The sequence below is a fragment of the uncultured Psychroserpens sp. genome, from assembly GCF_947501425.1.
Taxonomy (GTDB): Bacteria; Bacteroidota; Bacteroidia; order Flavobacteriales; family Flavobacteriaceae; genus Psychroserpens.
This window is the reverse complement of record NZ_CANMVN010000003.1, coordinates 1-14,497: the sequence shown is the minus strand read 5'-3', so window position 1 is coordinate 14,497 and position 14,497 is coordinate 1. Positions and strand designations below refer to the sequence as shown.

General features: G+C 31.0%; 17 protein-coding genes. All 17 read right to left on the bottom strand.

Annotated elements, in window-relative coordinates; translation table 11 throughout:
• Nucleotides 1–143: 143 nt before the first annotated feature.
• The 17 genes from Q0951_RS04930 to Q0951_RS04850 all read right to left on the bottom strand — a co-directional run bounded on the left by Q0951_RS04930 (nt 144) and on the right by Q0951_RS04850 (nt 14,400).
• A complete protein-coding gene (locus Q0951_RS04930; protein ID WP_299335004.1) occupies nt 144–1,664 on the bottom strand; it encodes a S41 family peptidase in 1,521 nt (506 codons plus the stop codon).
• Between the two features lie 65 nt (nt 1,665–1,729).
• A complete protein-coding gene (locus Q0951_RS04925; protein WP_299335001.1) occupies nt 1,730–2,500 on the bottom strand; it encodes an AraC family transcriptional regulator in 771 nt (256 codons plus the stop codon).
• Nucleotides 2,501–2,840: 340 nt separating this feature from the next.
• Nucleotides 2,841–3,350 carry a DUF3124 domain-containing protein gene (locus Q0951_RS04920; protein ID WP_299334998.1) on the bottom strand — a complete coding sequence of 170 codons (510 nt, stop codon included), beginning with the start codon at nt 3,348–3,350 and terminating at the stop codon, nt 2,841–2,843.
• Between the two features lie 167 nt (nt 3,351–3,517).
• A complete protein-coding gene (gene arsB, locus Q0951_RS04915; RefSeq protein WP_299334996.1) occupies nt 3,518–4,567 on the bottom strand; it encodes an ACR3 family arsenite efflux transporter in 1,050 nt (349 codons plus the stop codon).
• A gap of 3 nt (nt 4,568–4,570) precedes the next feature.
• The gene (locus tag Q0951_RS04910; RefSeq protein WP_299334994.1) at nt 4,571–5,203 is read right to left on the bottom strand and encodes a protein-tyrosine-phosphatase; all 633 of its coding nucleotides are present in this window, start codon (nt 5,201–5,203) and stop codon (nt 4,571–4,573) included.
• 22 nt (nt 5,204–5,225) lie between these two features.
• Nucleotides 5,226–5,693 carry a DUF6428 family protein gene (locus Q0951_RS04905; RefSeq protein ID WP_299334991.1) on the bottom strand — a complete coding sequence of 156 codons (468 nt, stop codon included), beginning with the start codon at nt 5,691–5,693 and terminating at the stop codon, nt 5,226–5,228.
• A 47-nt stretch (nt 5,694–5,740) separates the two neighbouring features.
• Nucleotides 5,741–6,073, bottom strand: a complete 333-nt coding sequence (locus Q0951_RS04900) for a helix-turn-helix transcriptional regulator (RefSeq protein WP_299334988.1) — start codon at nt 6,071–6,073, stop codon at nt 5,741–5,743.
• A gap of 144 nt (nt 6,074–6,217) precedes the next feature.
• A complete protein-coding gene (locus Q0951_RS04895) occupies nt 6,218–6,982 on the bottom strand; it encodes a DUF6090 family protein (RefSeq protein WP_299334985.1) in 765 nt (254 codons plus the stop codon).
• Nucleotides 6,983–7,194: 212 nt separating this feature from the next.
• Complete coding sequence (locus Q0951_RS04890) at nt 7,195–7,713, bottom strand: RidA family protein (protein WP_299334982.1); 519 nt, start codon at nt 7,711–7,713, stop codon at nt 7,195–7,197.
• Between the two features lie 290 nt (nt 7,714–8,003).
• Nucleotides 8,004–8,723: a DUF6090 family protein gene (locus Q0951_RS04885; protein WP_299334979.1), complete on the bottom strand. Its 720-nt coding sequence runs from the start codon at nt 8,721–8,723 to the stop codon at nt 8,004–8,006.
• Between the two features lie 160 nt (nt 8,724–8,883).
• Complete coding sequence (gene bla, locus Q0951_RS04880) at nt 8,884–9,612, bottom strand: subclass B1 metallo-beta-lactamase (protein ID WP_299334977.1); 729 nt, start codon at nt 9,610–9,612, stop codon at nt 8,884–8,886.
• 18 nt (nt 9,613–9,630) lie between these two features.
• Nucleotides 9,631–10,761 carry a cyanophycinase gene (locus Q0951_RS04875; RefSeq protein WP_299334975.1) on the bottom strand — a complete coding sequence of 377 codons (1,131 nt, stop codon included), beginning with the start codon at nt 10,759–10,761 and terminating at the stop codon, nt 9,631–9,633.
• A gap of 352 nt (nt 10,762–11,113) precedes the next feature.
• Nucleotides 11,114–12,019 (bottom strand): hypothetical protein, encoded by a 906-nt coding sequence (locus tag Q0951_RS04870; RefSeq protein ID WP_299334973.1) that lies wholly within the window; start codon nt 12,017–12,019, stop codon nt 11,114–11,116.
• Nucleotides 12,020–12,251: 232 nt separating this feature from the next.
• Nucleotides 12,252–12,539, bottom strand: a complete 288-nt coding sequence (locus tag Q0951_RS04865; RefSeq protein WP_299334970.1) for a type II toxin-antitoxin system RelE/ParE family toxin — start codon at nt 12,537–12,539, stop codon at nt 12,252–12,254.
• The gene (locus Q0951_RS04860) at nt 12,532–12,771 is read right to left on the bottom strand and encodes a CopG family transcriptional regulator (protein ID WP_299334968.1); all 240 of its coding nucleotides are present in this window, start codon (nt 12,769–12,771) and stop codon (nt 12,532–12,534) included. The genes Q0951_RS04865 and Q0951_RS04860 overlap by 8 nt, the downstream gene beginning before the upstream one ends.
• Nucleotides 12,772–12,974: 203 nt before the next feature.
• Entirely contained in the window at nt 12,975–13,568 is a 594-nt protein-coding gene (locus Q0951_RS04855) for a hypothetical protein (protein ID WP_299334965.1), read from the bottom strand.
• A gap of 91 nt (nt 13,569–13,659) precedes the next feature.
• On the bottom strand, nt 13,660–14,400 hold the full coding sequence (locus Q0951_RS04850; protein ID WP_299334963.1) for a DUF6090 family protein: 741 nt from the start codon (nt 14,398–14,400) through the stop codon (nt 13,660–13,662).
• Between the last annotated feature and the right edge of the window lie 97 nt (nt 14,401–14,497).

The window sequence follows — 14,497 nt, the reverse complement described above, 5'->3', positions numbered from 1 at the left end:
ACACACAAAGTGTTTGTATTCTGTTAGTTACGCTTGTTGGACGTTAAGTTGCTTAATGAAAACGAACCAGAGGTAAATCTGAAGGGTTTTAGTAAGTAGGTGAGTAGTAGCAATGAATTACATACGATGTCAGGCAACGTTTTTTATTCCGTCATATTCTTTTTTATCAAATCAAGCACAAAATTCATTTGTGTGTCTTTATGATTCAAATAATCCTCATAGGTCTGTGTTACATTATAATCAGGAATTACACCTCTATTATAGACTTGATTTGACTTTTCAGGAACATCTTGTTCTAAATTTACAACAGAAAAGAATATTTCAATTTTAGATTTGGGTAATATATAACCCAAAGGCGTATGTCCGTTATGTCCATAGTAACCACCCATTGTTTCTTCACCAATAACTACGGTGTTTTCATTTCCTGCTACCATTGCAGCAAATAAACTACCAGCAGAAGCAACTCTTGGACTAACAAGTAAATACACAGTTCCGTTAAAAGCATTTTCATTTGGTTTCCATATGTTTTGATCTGCGCTGGTTGAGTTTTGATAAAACCTTCCATTTTTTTCTTCTGGAAATTCCTTTTGAAATTCTCTGTTATACTTTCCAACACCAAGAGGACGTAGAAATCTTGGGATTTTAGAATAAACATATTTTAAGTATGGTATTTTTTTGAAGCTAATCCAAGCCTGAGTGTTCTCTTGAAAGTTTCTCTGTGTCAAGTATGAGTAAGTCACTAAATCGTTCGGATCAGTTCCACCACCATTGTAGCGAACATCAACAATTAAGTTTTTGATATTGCTTTGTTTAATACTAGTGAAAACACTATCCAAAAAAGACACATATCTTAAATGCCTTGGGTCTTTTTCATTTCCTAAACCAAAATCATTTAGGGTTAAAATTCCAGTATGGTGGCCAAGAGCCTTATAATCATAGATGTCACTTTCTTTCCAATCTTTATAATTAACTTCATCAAAAGGTTTTGAATATCTCTTAAATACCCTTTTGTAGATATCTATATAAGAAATGCTATTTAGTATTATCTTTTTAATTTCATTAGAATCTCTTAGTTTATATGTAACAGTAAATTGATCAATACGTCCATAATTAATGCGATAATATCTACTGAAACTTCGCTCTATGCCAATTCGTTTTCCTGTTAGGTTTACTCCATCTGTAGTATAATATTTATATAGGTTTTTTACAACATCATCAATTTTTTGGTTATTGATACTAACGATTTCAGCTCCCAAAGGGATTTCTCCCTCTTCAAAATTGATTACCCATTTTTTATCTACCCATTTCAATGGTAAAGGAAAATAACCTTCTTGTTCATGTTTAAACGATTGGGTTAGTTTTTTGGGAAAATAGGTGTCATTGTGTAAACTCCCTTCAAAATCAGTCAATTGAGATATAATATTATAAAAATCGCGATAACTTGACGATTTATTAATTTCTTTTTCTGCCCAATTATAAATACTGTCTATTTGTTGTTTTGTTCTGTATTTATAAAGTCCGGAATTAGCTTTTAAACGGATATTTTTAAATATTTTTAAATCCTTCAGCATCTTTTCACGTGATAAATTATCATCAATTGATTGAGAAAACATCATTTGAGATATTATTAAAAGGAAAATTGATAGATAAGTTACTTTGTTCATATGACTATTATTTTAGTCAAATGTAATTGTGTAAGATGGTAATGACTTGTAAAATATTGACTATTTCATTCTAATTGGAGGCTTTCTTGATATCTTTTTGGTGAAATCCCAATAAAACGCTTAAAGGTTTTTGAAAAATGAGCAATATCTGTAAAGTTGTATTGATAGGCTACTTCTGTAAGCTCTAAATTTGATTTGATTAATGCCTTACTAGAAAATATTTTCCTCATTAAAACATAGTTCATTGGTGTCATGCCAGTTAAAAGCTTAAATTTTTTAGAAAACCCAAATTTGTTGATGTTAGCAAGTTTTGATAATTCCTCAAGAGAAAATTTATCGTAAATGTGGTTTTCAATATAACTTTTAATCTGATGATAGTTGTTGAAGTTTAATCCTGAATATTCGCTTTCGTTTTCTTGTGAATATTTATATAAAGCGTTACCGAAATTGGATAAGCTTTGTTCAATTTTGCTATCATCTTTAGTGTTTATAGCTGCTTTTAGCTCTAAGAATAGCTTGTTAACTTTCTTACTGTTTATTTGTCGGTTAATAAACTTGATGTTTTTTCCATGTAATGCAAATTTCATTATATCATTTGGAATGTAAATGGTATCAAATTTCAGAAATGAGTCATGATCAATAAGCGGATTTGAATGTACTTCATATGGATTGGTAATTGATATGCTCCCAGCTTCAGTAAATAGACTTTGGTTCTCAAAATCAATTTGTTCAACTCCTTTATGAATCAGTGATATACAAAACGTCTCGTGAAAATGTTTTGGAAAACTAGTTGTTTGGTTTTCTATTGTTATATATTCTAAATTATCAAATGACATTTTTTATTTAATCGGTGTTTTTCAAATATTGCTTAACGTGCTCGTGTACGGTTATTTGCGTACAGGTAAGCGATTGTTTTTCCGTAATACAATATAGTGAATTGCAAGAAAAGATTTTGCGTACAGCCAACAGAAGGATAAGGCATGTGAGACCGACTAAAATAAGTTGTCCAATTATAATAAAAAGTAAAGGATCAGAAACGCTATTATTGATGCTCTTTATGCAATTTTCTTTATATGACGTTAATCAAATTCTTTTGTTGCCTCGAGATAACAGGTATCGTTCCGTTTGGATGAATAACTGCAAAACAAAAAATATTGTTGTTAAGATCTCAACCATTTATTCTATTCGTTTCGCCTGAGTTGTAAAAGATAATCCTTGCTGACCCATTGTTGAAGTCATTATTCCCTCAAATATCGGTTCTGGACAGTTTTTAGGAATTTCCCACTCGATAATAAAATTTGAACCAGTTCCTCCCGAAATGTCAATTTCGTCAATTATAATCTCAGTAGTTTCCATAGGAGCCAAAAAGATTGGAGAATCAAAATATTTTCTAACCGATTTTCCATGAGTATCATAATACTCTGCTTTCAAAAGATAAATTGAGTCTAGTTCACTTGTGTTTCTCATGCTAACCATTGCAGTTAAGTTATGAGTTCTATGTTCAGTATTACTATAGATTTGAGAGTAAACTGATAGATACGATTTTCCAAACTCTAGTGAATCTTTTGTCGATAAGTTTATTGCTCGTTTTGACCAATTTTCTGGGTTTATAGAACTAATTTCTTTTTTTTCGTTACAACTAAAAAAAAGGAGAATCAATACGATGTTTAAATACTTTATTTTCATATCATTACAGTGTTTAATTCAAGTGTCTGGTAACGTGTTTGTGTATAGTTTGGTGTGGTAAAATCGGTGAAGATTTTACGCTTTAATCAAATATAGTAAAAGTGCTAGGACTTTCCAGAGTAAAGTCACTTGCACTAAACTATAAACATTGTTATCAACTCGCTTTTTTAATTCAGCTTGGCTTTTCTGTAATACTTATTTCGTAACCAAAAGGAAACTCGAACTAATAAAATCAATGCTGGTACTTCAACTAAAGGACCAATTACTCCTGCAAATGCCTGTCCAGAATTGAGTCCGAAAACGGCAATAGCAACTGCAATCGCTAATTCAAAATTATTTCCTGCTGCTGTAAAGGCAACTGAAGCTGTTTTATCATATTCAGCTCCTGTTGCTTTAGTAAAGAAAAATCCAATGATGAACATTAGTGTAAAATAGATCAGCAATGGAATTGCAATCATTACAACGTCCATTGGTATCTCTACAATTAATTCTCCTTTTAGAGAGAACATTATCACAATTGTAAATAAAAGCGCAATTAAAGTTATTGGCGAAATTGCAGGAATAAATTTGGTTGTGTACCAATCTTCGCCTTTTAGTTTGACTAATATCAATCTGCTTAAAATCCCCATTACAAAAGGAATACCTAAATAAATAGCAACGCTTTCTGCAATGGTACCAATTGATATATCTACAATTGCGCCTTCAAATCCAAAATAGGGTGGAAGCACAGTTATAAAAATCCAAGCATAGAAACTGTATGCAAACACTTGAAATATACTATTTAAGGCCACCAAGCCAGCTCCGTATTCGCTACTGCCTTCTGCAAGGTCGTTCCAAACCAAAACCATTGCAATACAACGTGCCAAACCAATTAAAATCAGTCCGACCATATATTCTGGATAATCACGTAAAAATGTAATGGCTAAAACAAACATTAAAACAGGACCAATGATCCAATTTAAAATGAGTGAAATAGAAAGAATTTTTGTGTTTCTAAAAACTTTTGGTAATAACGAATAATTGACCTTTGCTAAAGGAGGATACATCATTAAAATCAAACCGATTGCAATAGGAATATTTGTTGTTCCACTACTAAAAGAGTTTATAATATTGGGGAATGTTGGTATAAAATAACCAAGACCAACTCCAAAAGCCATTGCAACAAAAATCCAAAGTGTTAGATTTCTGTCAAGAAAACTTAATTTTTTTGCGGCCATGTTTTATGAATTTATTTCAGAGAAAACGTAAAATAGTTCAGTTGCGATTTGCTGACTTCTTTCTTGATATTTTTCTGCTTGTTGTGGTGTGTTGTCAAATACTTTTGGGTCTTCAAAAGTTATAGGAATACGTTTTTCTGCACCTGCAATAAAAGGACAACCACCATCAGCTTGAGAACAAGTCATGATTGCTGCAAATTCAGATTTCGGATTAAAATTATCATCTAATGTTTTTGAAAAACCAATTATAGGATGCTCATTGTCAGCGTATTTTATACTGTAAACAGGATTGTCGTTGTTTGAAATGGTATGTATTTGAAACCCTGAATTTTGTAAAGTTTCTGCAACCATTGGAAAAAGTGCGGTGCGTTCTGTTCCGCCCGAATAGCAAGACACATTTTTAATATTGAAGTAATTTGCTATTGTTTGAGCCCAAACTTGTGATAAATGACTTCTTCTTGAATTATGAGTACAGATGAAGTTGATACGAATTTCTTTATGCTTCGAAACCTTTGACTGAATAAAATCAATTAGCGGTTGTAAAACGGCTTTGCGTTCACTTGAAATAGTTTGAGGGTTTAATTGCTTAATTACATCTTCTATTTCTGAAAAGAGCGTTGGTTTTGTTGATGTCATTGTTATGAAATTTATTTAGATTTTAGCAACAGTTGCCATCTGGTGAACAACAAGGTTCATCATTTAAGACTAATAAGTTTACTTTACTTTTTTCTACTGGAATGCCACATTTGTCTTTTGCTAAACAGTCGGTTTGTTTGCTGGTTAACAAGAAGTTTTTTCCGTCGAAATCTAAACCGAATTTTCCAATAGTGTCTGCTTGATATTCTACTTCAATTTCTAAATCTTCTATTTTTAAAACTTTTTCAGAAAGTTCGATGATGTTTAATAACTTTTCCGGATGTAACCTGTGGTCATAATCATTTGCATTCCAAAGTTGAAAGTTTACTACTTCTTCATGTCTCACAGTTCCGCCACAATCGATGAAATGTTTTGTGATTTTACCAACTTCTGTTACGTGAAAGTGACTTGGCACTAATTCTCCGTTTGGTAATTGAAAATTAATAGTTTCCAATTCTTTTAATACTGATTTTACTTGTGATAATTGCATAACTTTATTTGTTTATTGCGATAATACGATTAAATAATTCAAATTTTTTAACAGCAATCTTGTTTTTCTGTTAAGTCTTGGTTAAGAAATTCGTTCATTACAGTTTTCATTGCTGTCCAATTTTCCTTATGAATACAGTAGCAAACGCTTGTTCCTTCTACATTTCCTTTGATCAATCCTAAATGTTTCAGTTCTTTCAAATGTTGTGAGATTGTTGGTTGAGCCAATCCAATTTCGTCTACCAAATCTCCGCAAACACATGAGTTAATCTTAAATAAATGTTGTAAAATTGCTATTCGCGCAGGATGTCCAAATACTTTTGCAAAAAGCGAAATTTCATTTTGCTCATCTGTAAACATTTCGGTTTTAGCTAATCCCATTTCTATTCTTTATTTGTTTATTGCAATATTACGATTAATATGGTTATGTTCAAAGTATTTTTTTCGTTTTAACAAAAAATAGCAAATTTTAAGTTCCGATTAGCAATTCAGTTTTAATGAGCTATAAACCTCATTGAGCTTTGTTTATTCACACTTTTTGTCTTTTAATAGCTTTAAGGGTTCTTGCATTTCTTGCTTTAAATTTGATAAATGCTGTTTCTGTCTAATCAGCATAGCTATGTATACCAAAAGATTGTCCTGAAACTTTAAGAATATTGGATGAGTAGGGTCATTTGTCCAGTTGTTTTTTGGCAAAAGGGCAATATGTTCTTTATTAAGCTCTTGCTTTAGATAATCAATATCTTGATATCCAAATTCACTTATTAATTCAAAATCACTCATTCTGTTAATAATGACATTCCGATTTTCTTTAAGTAGATTTAAAATATTGTTTAAAAATGTACTATGCTGAATAAGTCTGTTTTTTAGTTCTAAATCATTTAACAGCTTTAACTGTCCCGAAGATGTTATATCTTCAAAAGTAATAGTACTGGGTACAAAAACATCTTGTCTTACAGCAACTACAAATTTATTCAGTATTTTACTCCTGTCATTTGGAGAGTTATTTAAATCTAATATTAGCTCTTTGCATAGTTTTATTTTGTTAGTAGTGATTTTAGTAGTTTCATCTATTAACTTTTCATTGAATTCAAAGTCGTCTAAAATTCTACAGTAGTAATCTGCTTCGGTATTCTTGTTCTTTCGATTTTCATTCCAATTATTAATTTGAAGTGCAATCAAAATCCCGATTACAACAAGAATAATTTCACCAATAGCATATTTTAGATACTTTCCAGTTTTTCCTTCTGAAAGTAATTGCTTTCGAATGTGTCTAAAGAACTTAATCATATTTTTTACTTCTATTTTTTTCACAAGTAGATATCTCAACCCAAGGTCTACTAGATTTTTGATTTTACTCTGTATAATGTATTTGTAGATGGTTGGTTATGAGGGTTAGTATCTAATTTTTGCAAGTACTTACCAAAGAGAAAGTCATGAAAGTTCTCAGAAGTAGGTGAGTACCAACATTTACATATGACTACTATTTTGAGTTTGTGTTTTTATTCGGATTTATGTACTTCAAGTTCTATTTCAACCATAAATTCAGGTAATGCCAATCCTTTTACTTCAAGCCAAGAACCAGTTGGGAATCCGTTTTTATAAATTTCAGCTCGGTAGGCTGATTTTTCGAGCATTTGCGCCATGTCAGTTGTAAAAATGTCCTCTTTTACTACATCATCAAATGTACAATCAAAGTGATTTAATATTTTTTCCAAATCTGCATAACAGTTTTTCATTTGTTGTTCTATATCTCCAATGGCAGTTGGATTTCCTGCGTCATCCATACTTACTGCTCCAGAAATTTTAATATTATTTCCAATTTTTACAGCATGAGAATATCCGTAAGCTTTTTCCACTTCTGGGCGTAAGAGAAAATATTCAGGTTTCTCGGATTTAACTATTACTTCTTTTTCAACTTCTTTTGTTTCTTTCTTTTGTTTTTGTTCACAACTTTGGAAAGTAAAAGTTAATACAAAAAGCGCAGTGAGAAAAGTCAGTCGGTCGGTTGTTTTTTTCATAATTTTATTTGTTTAGTAACTACTTGGTCGGGTTTAGACTATCCCATTTTATATTGAGTTTTGTTTTTAGTATGACACGCAACATGTTTGTGTATGGCTTGTTGCGGAAAATCAGCTATGATTTTCCACCGTAATCGAAAGATAGCAAAATTACAATGAATTCCGAATAGGAATTCAGCCGAAATGAGCTATATACGTTGTTGTGCTTTCGTTAATTCTTTTCAATTTCTTTTTCAATCTCTGTCTTTAGCACATATAACTCTTCTAAGATGTCTTGAGAACGTTTTAATTCAAGTGATTCTATAACTAGCCTTAAATTCAAGGAGTTCAATAAATCGAGCTCTGTATCTTCGTTTTTCTATTCTTCTGAACGCAATATTTTTTAAACGTTCTGAATATTCCCTTTTTTTAAAATACTCATTAAGACTGCCCTTGATATGAGCATATTGGCCAGGACTTCTTATTATTGTTCTTGCAGCTAAATCTGGTAGCAAGTGAGCCTGATAAATATTTATAATATTAATTTTGCTTCTTTGAAATCTATCCTCTAAATCTTGATAGAATAATACAATATTCTTTCTTAATTCATTGTTATTCATTAATCCCAAATCTCCACTATTCAAGAGTTCTGTAAAAGATGTTTTAATCTCAATTGGGCCAGGTGTGTTCAAAACTTGATTGATTTGTGACAGTAAACTATCATTTGCCTTAAAGCCATCATGTCTTTGGTAATCATCGATAATAGCATTGATGGTAAAAATCACATTCTCATTTAAAGGGATGGTTTCTTCTAGGGATAAAGCTTGGGTTGAGAGGTCTTCATAGATTCCTTTCAAATATGTAGTTACAATTTTTTGTTCATGGAGATCTTGATTCCAATTATTGATCTGTAGTGCAATCAAAATTCCAATAACAACAAGTACAATTTCTCCAATTGCATATTTGAAATACTTTCCAGTTTTCCCTTCTGAAAGCAAATTTTGCCTGATTTTTCTAAATAATTTTATCATTGGTTAGCGGTTTGTCATAATAAAACAGAACGTGTTTGTGTATGATTAGTTGCGTTGGCAAGAACTAAGTTAGCAAAAGAAAACAAACCAGAGGAAAATCCGTAGGATTTTCCGAGTGCAAGCTGTACCAATAATTAACTATACACGTTGTTGGCAATAGTTATTTTTCATTAAACAGTTCTATTGTATATTCTAAAAGTTCTATTCCGCCACTTTTGCCATGTCCTGGTATTACTGTTTCTAGTTCAGACATTTCTTTTTTTATTCGACTTACTGTTTTACTCCATTCCAAAGTATTAGCATCATTAAGATTTCCTTTGCTAGAATCAAATGCTTTTATTAAGCAACCTCCAAACAATGTTTTAGCGGTTGGAATATAACCAACAATGTTATCTTTAGTGTGTCCCTCTCCAAAAAATTCCGCAAAAACTTTTACACCTCCAACATTGATTTCAATTTTGTTGTCAAATCCATTTTTTGGTAAAATTTGATTGTCTTGTTTTGCTAATTCAATAGTAAGTTTATTAGAATATGATTTGATACTATTTGCATGGAATGCTTGCAAGCCTCCTAAACAATCTACATGAAAATGCGAAATAACAACTGCCTCTATATTTGTTTTACCAAGCCAATTAATTAATGTTTCTGATGCTTTATTATTGGTTGGTGTATCAAAAATGACAGCTTCATTATTGTTGACAAATATCATTCCGTTACAAGGTACTTTTCCGTAATCCTCGGTATCTAAATATGAAATATGCTTGAAAACATTATCACTTAATTTTTCGATTTTTAAAATTTCAGATTCGTAATTTTTTAAATCAAGTTTATCAGATTTACAACTTGTATAAATAAATAAGAAAATTATGAGATAAAGCGATTGTTTCATAATGAGTAGTTAGTTTTTTTATTGCCGAATCCAAGTAGTTGTACCAAATTGAAAAAAATCAAATGAATTGATAGCACCTGATTTATCTCTATTAAAATGATAAGCTGAAATACTATTAGGTCTAAAAAAAGTGGTTAAATAGTGATATTCAATCTTATATTTAGCATTATTCCAAGATTGTTCAAAATAGAGATCATTGTTTTCAAAAGTTACTTTTATTTTTAAATTCTGACCATATTTTAAACTTTCTATTTGTTGATACGTGCCAGTGATTTTTTTTATTACCTCTTCGTTATATGGCGAAATCTCCCTGTCATTTTTAGTAATTATTTTTCTTTTGGTTAAGTCGTATTCATAACCATTTGAGAGAGTATAAAATTGCTTGTCATTTTTTTCTAATTGATAGATGGTGTCTCTTTCTTCTGACCATCTTGTGTTGTCATAAATTGTAACATAACTTTTTCCTATAACTCGGAATTTATTTTTGTTTACAATAATTCCCGTATTTTCATCAATTCCAATACCTAGAACATCTGGTTTTTTATTTTTTAATTCAAACATATCAAATTGTCTATTTCTAGCAATGTGATGTTGATCTATTGCGAAATTGCTAATAAAACCAAATCCATTTTGATAATCACCAAGCATAATTGTATGGGTTTTAGAATCGCCACGAACAAGAACATCTCCCATTATAGAAGCTCCAGCTGAAGTGCCTGCAATTACTTTTCCTTGATTTAATAGAGTTTTAAGTGAACCTTGAATTTTTGTGCCATTATAAGCTTTGGCCAAACGCCATTGTCTGCCACCAGTTATCCAAACGCCATTTGCAGATAACAATATATCATTTAAGGAATCACTATTAGCAACCTTGGTTTCTCTAGTGTGAACGATGCTAATGTTTTTAAAACCAATATCAGTAAATGGTTTTTTTAACATGTTAATGTCATTGTCAGAGTCTATATATTTATCTTCTATAGCTGTAGGAATTATAACTATATTACTTTCAATATTGCCAATCAAACCTGCAAATTCCGAAATGAAGAAGTCATTGGTGCAGTCGCCTCCCATGATAAGCAAAGTGCCTTCTGTAGTCATTGAACTGTTCTTTTGAGAAAATAAGAACATTGGTAAAATGATAGTAATCATTAATAATTTGAAACTTACTATCTTCATATTGTGATTTTTAATTATTGCCAACGTGTTTGTGTATGATTTAGTTGCGATCTTAGAGTCTTGCTTTGGTTTAGCTTTTGCCGAATCAGCCGACTTTAAGGAGGTAGGCAAAAACAGCGTTGGCAGGAGCGAGGCTATTGCAATCTAAATCAAGATTTTTTGATTAGTAATAAAAGTAAGAATTTTTACTTTACTTAAACAGCTTAGCAATTAATTATACACGTTGTTGTAGCCAGTTATTTTATTCGATTTTCTATTTGTTGTTCTATGTTTTTGAGTTCGTTTTGCCAAGTCGATTTTTCCGTAAAAGAGATATATACTATCATTACCTATCATCTTTTTTAATTATTCCTGAAGCAGTTACTTTATCAGTATATAAGATATGTGTACATCGATTTAGTTCTTGAGGCAATTTTCTATATAAAAACATTTCATGAGATAAGGTAGTATTATAAATATTTTCCTTTCTTTCAATAGTTCTCATTTTTAATCCGGTAAGGTCGTTATTTAACATATTTCCCTCACTAAATGCATGATTAATGGATATGATTTTTTTAGAATCAAAATTAACAGTATCCTTTAACAAGTATCCTCCGATTCTCTCTTTGTTGAAAAGCGGTATAAAAGAATTATGTGCATTGCCAGTTAGAGTAACTATTTTAGTGTTTGGATGTTTATTATGGATGTTGCGTATTTCCCTGTACATGGATGAGTCTCTGGTTGAAGATTGGTAAGGATTATCAATGAATTTTAAAATAATTCCATCATTTTTAATGCTTTTGTATACTAAATCAAGCCATGCTACGCCATTTCTACCGTCAAAATTTTTATTACGAAAGAAATCCAATTCTTTTAACTCGGAAATTGACATCTCGTTTGACAAGTTATTCATAAGTGAAGCACGAATTTCCATAGCCATTATGACACTGCCTTCGTGTTTAGCAATCAGTTCACATAGTCCATAAGCAAATTCAGCAGGTTCACTTGTTCCGTGCATTTCGCCAATCATTAATATTTCAAAATTTGCAATTTCATCGTATATCTTGTTGCTCAATTTTGATAAGCTTTCAATGGGTATCGCATTCTTTTTCAAATCCTTTTGCTCTTCTGTCATTTCTACAGAATAATCAATAGAATTTGATGTTTCATCTGATGTGGTTTGTTTTTCTGTATTTTCTTTACAAGAAGTTAATCCAATTAGAATAATTAATAGAGGTAAGATTTTTTTCATAAAAATATAATAATCTCCATAAATTTAGAGTTTTTATTTTATTTCTACAAATGTAGAGCATATTATATAAACCTTGGTTTTCTAATTGGCTACAACGGGTTTGGCTATGGTTTCGTTGCGTTGGTTAGGATAAAGTTAGTAAAAGAAAAGTGAACTTTAGTGTTTGTCTAAATTATTCCGAAAGGTTAGGGAAGAAGCAATGCATTATACACGTTGTTGGCAACTGTATTTTTTAAAGAATATTATTCAAGTCTTGTTTTCCGACGATAGCCATAATATCTATAATGTCTTCATTTACTTTAAAGAAAATGCTATCAGATCCACAAACACAACGTCGATATCCTTTTTTAATAAAATCAACAGATTCAAATGAATATGGTCTTTGTGCAATGATCTCAAAATATTCAAAAAAAGATTCAAAATATTTATCCGCTTGAGTAATTCCGAATTTTTTAACTCCGTAATGATGAATTCTTATTAAATCTTCTTTAGCAGTATTACTTATTCTAAAATTAGCCATTTAGTAAATCCTTTGATTGTTTTAGAATTTGAGCTTTGTTATCAGAAGTAAATCCGCTTTTTTCAGCTCTTTCAAGTTTTGTTCTAATCCAATCAATTTGAATTTGTTGATGTCTTGCTTGTCTTATTAAATCGTTGACTAATTCACTTTTACTCGAATATTCTTTGTTATCAACTTGATTTTTCAGCCATTCATCATTGGGTTTTGTGAATGATATGCTTTGTCTCACCATAATATTACATTTGATGTAAAATTACACCAAATATGAATCAAATGCAAGTTTTTCGTAATATTGTTGCCAACGGTTTTGTGTATGGCTCGTTGTGGAAAATCAGCTATGATTTTCCGCCGAAACCGAAAGATAGCAAATTGCAATGAATTCCGATTAGGAATTCAGCCGCAATGAGCTATACACGTTGTTGTGCTTTCGTTTATTTATTGTGGCTTTGAATATTCGATTAATTCCTCCACGTAGTGAAAATCACCTTGATTTTGAGTAAGTTTAATGAAGTTTTTTACAGCAGGTGCATATAACCAAACTTCTGTTTCATTTGCGTTATATCCTCTGGAATTAGTCGTTTTTCCAGTGTATTTAATTGTGTAGGCCATAAAGGTTCCTGCTTCTACAGTTTCTTCTTGGTATGATAGTACTTCGGCATTCTGACTTTGGTTCCCAGTAGTTCCGTCTTGACTTGTCCAACTGTTTTCATATTTCCATTTTTTGCCTACTTCAAGAGGCCAGTAGTACTTGGGTGTTTCGCTTACATCTGGTTTAACGATTTCGGTAACGGGAATAGTATCTTTTCCAATAGTCATACCTAGGACTCCGTCAAAACTTACTATTTCTCTTGTATCTTTACCATCAGAGCGTACTTCTCCTTCAGTAGTCACTCCTTTATATTTCCAGACCCATTTCTCGCCAAGCTGATAATCATTTAGAGTTGGCTGATTAGTTGTGTTCGATTTAGTTGAGTTGTTACAGGCACTAAATAATACTAATGCAAGTAATAGTAGAATTTGATTTTTCATTTATATTGTTTAGAACAATAGGACGTGGAAGTTTCAAATTTGTTACAATTACTAAAAGTGATGACAAGCACAGAAATATATATGTCTTAAGTTAACTTTGGTTATTCTTTTCTAAAGATTGGTATTCAATATCTATTAGCTCGATTAATTCTGTTATGCTCTTTTTTAATAAAACTGATTGCCTTGTATAATAATTAAGTTGTCTCGATGAAATATAAATATCGGCTAATATCCGTTTGTCAGTAATTGTAATTGGTGAGCCAAAATCACCATATTTTATTTCATACGCATATTTATTTCGTAATTCATTAGAACGATCCAATACATCCTCTCCGATATTGATGATATTTTGGGCTTCTAATTCATAGATATTTTGAATAGTATTAAATAGCTCCCGATTGCTTATAATGTTTGATTTTCCTTCAGATATCATTGAATTATAAGTTCCAATTTTTGGTCGAAATTTTCTATCTGTAAAAAAAATATATTCTAATTCAGATACTCCTGCTACTTTAGGAAGCTCACCAATAATTTCTTCAAAAATGAAGTCAATAGTAGAGTCTTGAGACATTAATTGAGCAATTCGCCATTTGTGATCTTGAATGACTTGAGACAACAATAAGGTATCTTGAATTAGATCACTCTTTATTTCTTTTAGATAGACTTTCTCTGCCTCTTGTGTTTTTCTTAATTCATTTGAATTATTGATACTTAACGCAATTAAAATTCCAATAACGACGAGTATAATTTCTCCAATAGCATAAAGAAGATAATTAATGACCTTTTTATCCTTAATCATATTCTGTCTTATTTTTCTAAAGATTTTTGCCATTGACTAATGTTTGATTTAAATGTCTAGTCCTGAAATATGGCTACAGGTTAAAAATTGATTTACGCTGTTTTTAAATATACCATATTTGGTGTTTTAT

Bases quoted from the DNA above. Each gene is read 5' to 3' on its own strand.
- Q0951_RS04875 (WP_299334975.1), bottom strand. From the start codon at position 10,761: ATGATTACTATCATTTTACCAATGTTCTTATTTTCTCAAAAGAACAGT.
- Q0951_RS04860 (WP_299334968.1), bottom strand. From the start codon at position 12,771: ATGGTGAGACAAAGCATATCATTCACAAAACCCAATGATGAATGGCTG.
- arsB (WP_299334996.1), bottom strand. From the start codon at position 4,567: ATGGCCGCAAAAAAATTAAGTTTTCTTGACAGAAATCTAACACTTTGG.
- Q0951_RS04910 (WP_299334994.1), bottom strand. From the start codon at position 5,203: ATGACATCAACAAAACCAACGCTCTTTTCAGAAATAGAAGATGTAATT.
- Q0951_RS04870 (WP_299334973.1), bottom strand. From the start codon at position 12,019: ATGAAAAAAATCTTACCTCTATTAATTATTCTAATTGGATTAACTTCT.
- bla (WP_299334977.1), bottom strand. From the start codon at position 9,612: ATGAAACAATCGCTTTATCTCATAATTTTCTTATTTATTTATACAAGT.
- Q0951_RS04855 (WP_299334965.1), bottom strand. From the start codon at position 13,568: ATGAAAAATCAAATTCTACTATTACTTGCATTAGTATTATTTAGTGCC.
- Q0951_RS04890 (WP_299334982.1), bottom strand. From the start codon at position 7,713: ATGAAAAAAACAACCGACCGACTGACTTTTCTCACTGCGCTTTTTGTA.
- Q0951_RS04885 (WP_299334979.1), bottom strand. From the start codon at position 8,723: ATGATAAAATTATTTAGAAAAATCAGGCAAAATTTGCTTTCAGAAGGG.
- Q0951_RS04895 (WP_299334985.1), bottom strand. From the start codon at position 6,982: ATGATTAAGTTCTTTAGACACATTCGAAAGCAATTACTTTCAGAAGGA.
- Q0951_RS04900 (WP_299334988.1), bottom strand. From the start codon at position 6,073: ATGGGATTAGCTAAAACCGAAATGTTTACAGATGAGCAAAATGAAATT.
- Q0951_RS04925 (WP_299335001.1), bottom strand. From the start codon at position 2,500: ATGTCATTTGATAATTTAGAATATATAACAATAGAAAACCAAACAACT.
- Q0951_RS04930 (WP_299335004.1), bottom strand. From the start codon at position 1,664: ATGAACAAAGTAACTTATCTATCAATTTTCCTTTTAATAATATCTCAA.
- Q0951_RS04905 (WP_299334991.1), bottom strand. From the start codon at position 5,693: ATGCAATTATCACAAGTAAAATCAGTATTAAAAGAATTGGAAACTATT.
- Q0951_RS04920 (WP_299334998.1), bottom strand. From the start codon at position 3,350: ATGAAAATAAAGTATTTAAACATCGTATTGATTCTCCTTTTTTTTAGT.
- Q0951_RS04865 (WP_299334970.1), bottom strand. From the start codon at position 12,539: ATGGCTAATTTTAGAATAAGTAATACTGCTAAAGAAGATTTAATAAGA.
- Q0951_RS04850 (WP_299334963.1), bottom strand. From the start codon at position 14,400: ATGGCAAAAATCTTTAGAAAAATAAGACAGAATATGATTAAGGATAAA.